This is a genomic window from Rothia sp. P5764, assembly GCF_048512965.1.
In the GTDB taxonomy this organism is placed as follows: domain Bacteria; phylum Actinomycetota; class Actinomycetes; order Actinomycetales; family Micrococcaceae; genus Rothia.
Genome location: NZ_JBLXXQ010000014.1, coordinates 1 through 2431 on the forward strand (window position 1 = coordinate 1; position 2431 = coordinate 2431).

Sequence of the window (2431 nt, forward strand, 5' to 3'; positions counted from 1 at the left end):
ATCGTCCTTGAAGGCCTCGACCAGGACTACCTCGTTGGGGTTCTCAACCCGAAAGAACACTATGACACCACAACCAAGCACCAACCTGGTGCGAGAGCTACCGGCCTAACTGGGTCGTAGCCAACCCTGCCAACGGTCACGCACATGCCCTGTGGCTCCTAGCTTCCCCCATTCCTCGCACCGAGTATGCCCACCGCAAGCCAATCGCCTACGCCCATGCCATTACCGAAGGCCTAAGAATCGCAGTAGACGGAGATAAAGGCTATGCCGGGCTTATCACTAAAAACCCGTTACATGTTTCCTGGGAGGCTTACCAGCTCCACACCCACGCCCTATGCCTTAGACGAGCTGAAAACGGCTCTAGAAGCTGATAGCTGCCTTCCTAGCCCCTCCTGGCGTAAAACTAAACGACGCTACGCCGCCGGTCTAGGCAGAAACTGCCTTATTTTCGATTCTGCGCGCCTGTGGGCTTATCGAGAGGTACGGAACCACTTCGGCAGTCCTGAGAGCTTAGAAAGGGCTGTGACGGCTCATGTGCACGGTCTAAATGCTGATTTCAAAGACCCATTACCTGAGCAAGAAGCTCAGCAAATTGCTAACAGCATTGTGCGGTGGGTTGTGGCTGAGTCTCGGTTGTGGAATGACGGGGAAGCTGTTTATGAAGCAACTTTTACGGCTATCCAGTTCGCACGGGGACGCAAAGGTGGAATAAAAAGCGGGAATGTAGGAGCTACTAAAGCACGCGAAAGGAACTGGCTTCTGTGAACACTGAAGAACTGCCCCCTAGCGTCTATGCTTGCTATTCGCGGGGAATTCAGACGGCTAAACAAGTTGCACAACGTGTAGGTGTTTCTGAACGCACTGCACAACGTTGGACTTCTCGTAGCCGTACTGACTGGCTGACTGAAAAAGCCCAAGAGCGAGAAGAGATCCGCGCCTATCATGACGATTTAGGGGACTCGTGGACTCAGACCACCAAGCACTTTAAGCTTGCAGTTTCGACTGTGAAAGAGGGTGCTTATCGTGCTCGTAAGGAAAGTACCAAAAAATCAAATTATCCAAATAGAAAATAAATATGTTTTTGGGTTCCTATAAGATTAAGCGGTCTTTAGCTTATGCACACGCATATGCAAAACGGCCTTGTGAACCATAAAAAAGTGAATAGCACAGACAGACGTGATGCCTAAAGGAATAATCCAAGAAATAGAGTTAATGGCTTCAGCACTTTTCGTTAGCCAGAGGTAGAAGAGGAAAGCAACGAGGTAAGCACTAATTCCAAAAATTCCCCAGTTAATCATAGGAAAACCGCCTTCTCGCTGAGAACCTCTGGAAAGAATAGAGTTGGCAAAGTAAGCCAAACCATAAATAGCAGCGGGAATAAGACCGTATATATTGAAAAATTGACCGAATTTCTGTGGATTAGATGATACTTCTCCCCATAGTCCAGCATGAGAAAGAACTGGCAACGACGCGAGCACTACGGTGAGAAAAATCATGATAGGTACAGAAATTAACAGAAATATTTTGGTGTTGCTAGAGAGTTTAGTGCTGTGCATCAATGTCACTGGGAATCACTCCTCCAGGTTCGCTTTCATATACAGCATGAACAATATTGTTCGAAAATGCGTTCCACGTGGGCCAAGCAATGAAGCTGTCAGGGAAACCAGGATCATGAGGCCCATGGGCTTCTGCTACAAGAGTTCTACCGTCAGCACTGACGCCTAAAGTAACGATGTTGTCAGGCCCAAGCCTATGACTTTCAAGCGAAAGAATTTTTATGTGACGGTCCCCGACTTCCAGAATCCGAATAGGGTTGTTACCTAGCAGGATAACTTCCTGACCTGGCTGCGGATTATCAACCATTCCAGGTATAGGGAAAACATTACTAAATTGTTTAGTAACAATTTTCCATATTTCGTGGCCAGGCAGAGTATCAGCGTATGTGGGTGTAATAGAGTACTCATGGCGATAGTTATAACCAGAATCATTTGCTACTTCATGCAACGTACTGTTGGTAGCCAAAGTTCTTTCTGCACTTTCTTCATGCACTGGATTATTCGCATGGGCAGGGGCAATTCCAAGCGCTCCTAGAGCTAGCGTACCGGTTACAAATCCTGTTTAACACTTCTTTGCAAGAGACATTGTTCTTCCTTTTGTATAGAGCATCTTTACTCTGGTGACTAGCGACACATAAAGCTAACCATATACGCTTTAAATAAGTCAACTTATTACACCACAATTAGATGATATATCCGATAAAATGCCTAACCAGAACCGATTTGAAAATCTCCGTAATATTCACACAACGGATACATAACCAGCCAACAGCAGCTAGACCCACACACTTACCGATCAGCTCTGACCTGATTTCTAGGGACTTTTTTCTTACACACCTGTGGCATTGAAGTGCACTGCACTGTATTTTTACTCC

The 2431-nt window shown here is 46.4% G+C and carries 4 protein-coding genes and 1 pseudogene; 3 read left to right on the top strand and 2 right to left on the bottom strand.

Going from position 1 to position 2431, the window contains the following annotated elements; all coding sequences use genetic code 11:
* Positions 1–110: 110 nt before the first annotated feature.
* The 3 genes and pseudogenes from ACN08Y_RS10820 to ACN08Y_RS10830 form a co-directional block, all read left to right on the top strand.
* Positions 111–371, top strand: a pseudogene (locus ACN08Y_RS10820) (replication initiation protein); the annotation flags it as partial.
* Positions 295–765, top strand: coding sequence for a primase C-terminal domain-containing protein (locus ACN08Y_RS10825; RefSeq protein WP_419112718.1), 471 nt, complete (start codon positions 295–297; stop codon positions 763–765). The pseudogene ACN08Y_RS10820 and the gene ACN08Y_RS10825, both read left to right, overlap by 77 nt.
* Positions 762–1073, top strand: coding sequence for a hypothetical protein (locus ACN08Y_RS10830; RefSeq protein ID WP_419100334.1), 312 nt, complete (start codon positions 762–764; stop codon positions 1071–1073). The genes ACN08Y_RS10825 and ACN08Y_RS10830 overlap by 4 nt, the downstream gene beginning before the upstream one ends.
* 24 nt (positions 1074–1097) lie before the next feature.
* On the opposite strand, the gene ACN08Y_RS10835 is transcribed toward ACN08Y_RS10830, so the two are convergent.
* Both ACN08Y_RS10835 and ACN08Y_RS10840 read right to left on the bottom strand, forming a co-directional pair.
* Entirely contained in the window at positions 1098–1565 is a 468-nt protein-coding gene (locus tag ACN08Y_RS10835) for a hypothetical protein (RefSeq protein ID WP_419100333.1), read from the bottom strand.
* Positions 1543–2022 (bottom strand): hypothetical protein, encoded by a 480-nt coding sequence (locus tag ACN08Y_RS10840; protein ID WP_419112717.1) that lies wholly within the window; start codon positions 2020–2022, stop codon positions 1543–1545. Before ACN08Y_RS10840 ends, ACN08Y_RS10835 begins: the two co-directional genes overlap by 23 nt.
* Positions 2023–2431 lie beyond the last annotated feature (409 nt).

What these genes read in the sequence shown, in the direction of transcription:
- ACN08Y_RS10825 (WP_419112718.1), top strand. Translation starts at nt 295, where the DNA reads ATGTTTCCTGGGAGGCTTACCAGCTCCACACCCACGCCCTATGCCTTA.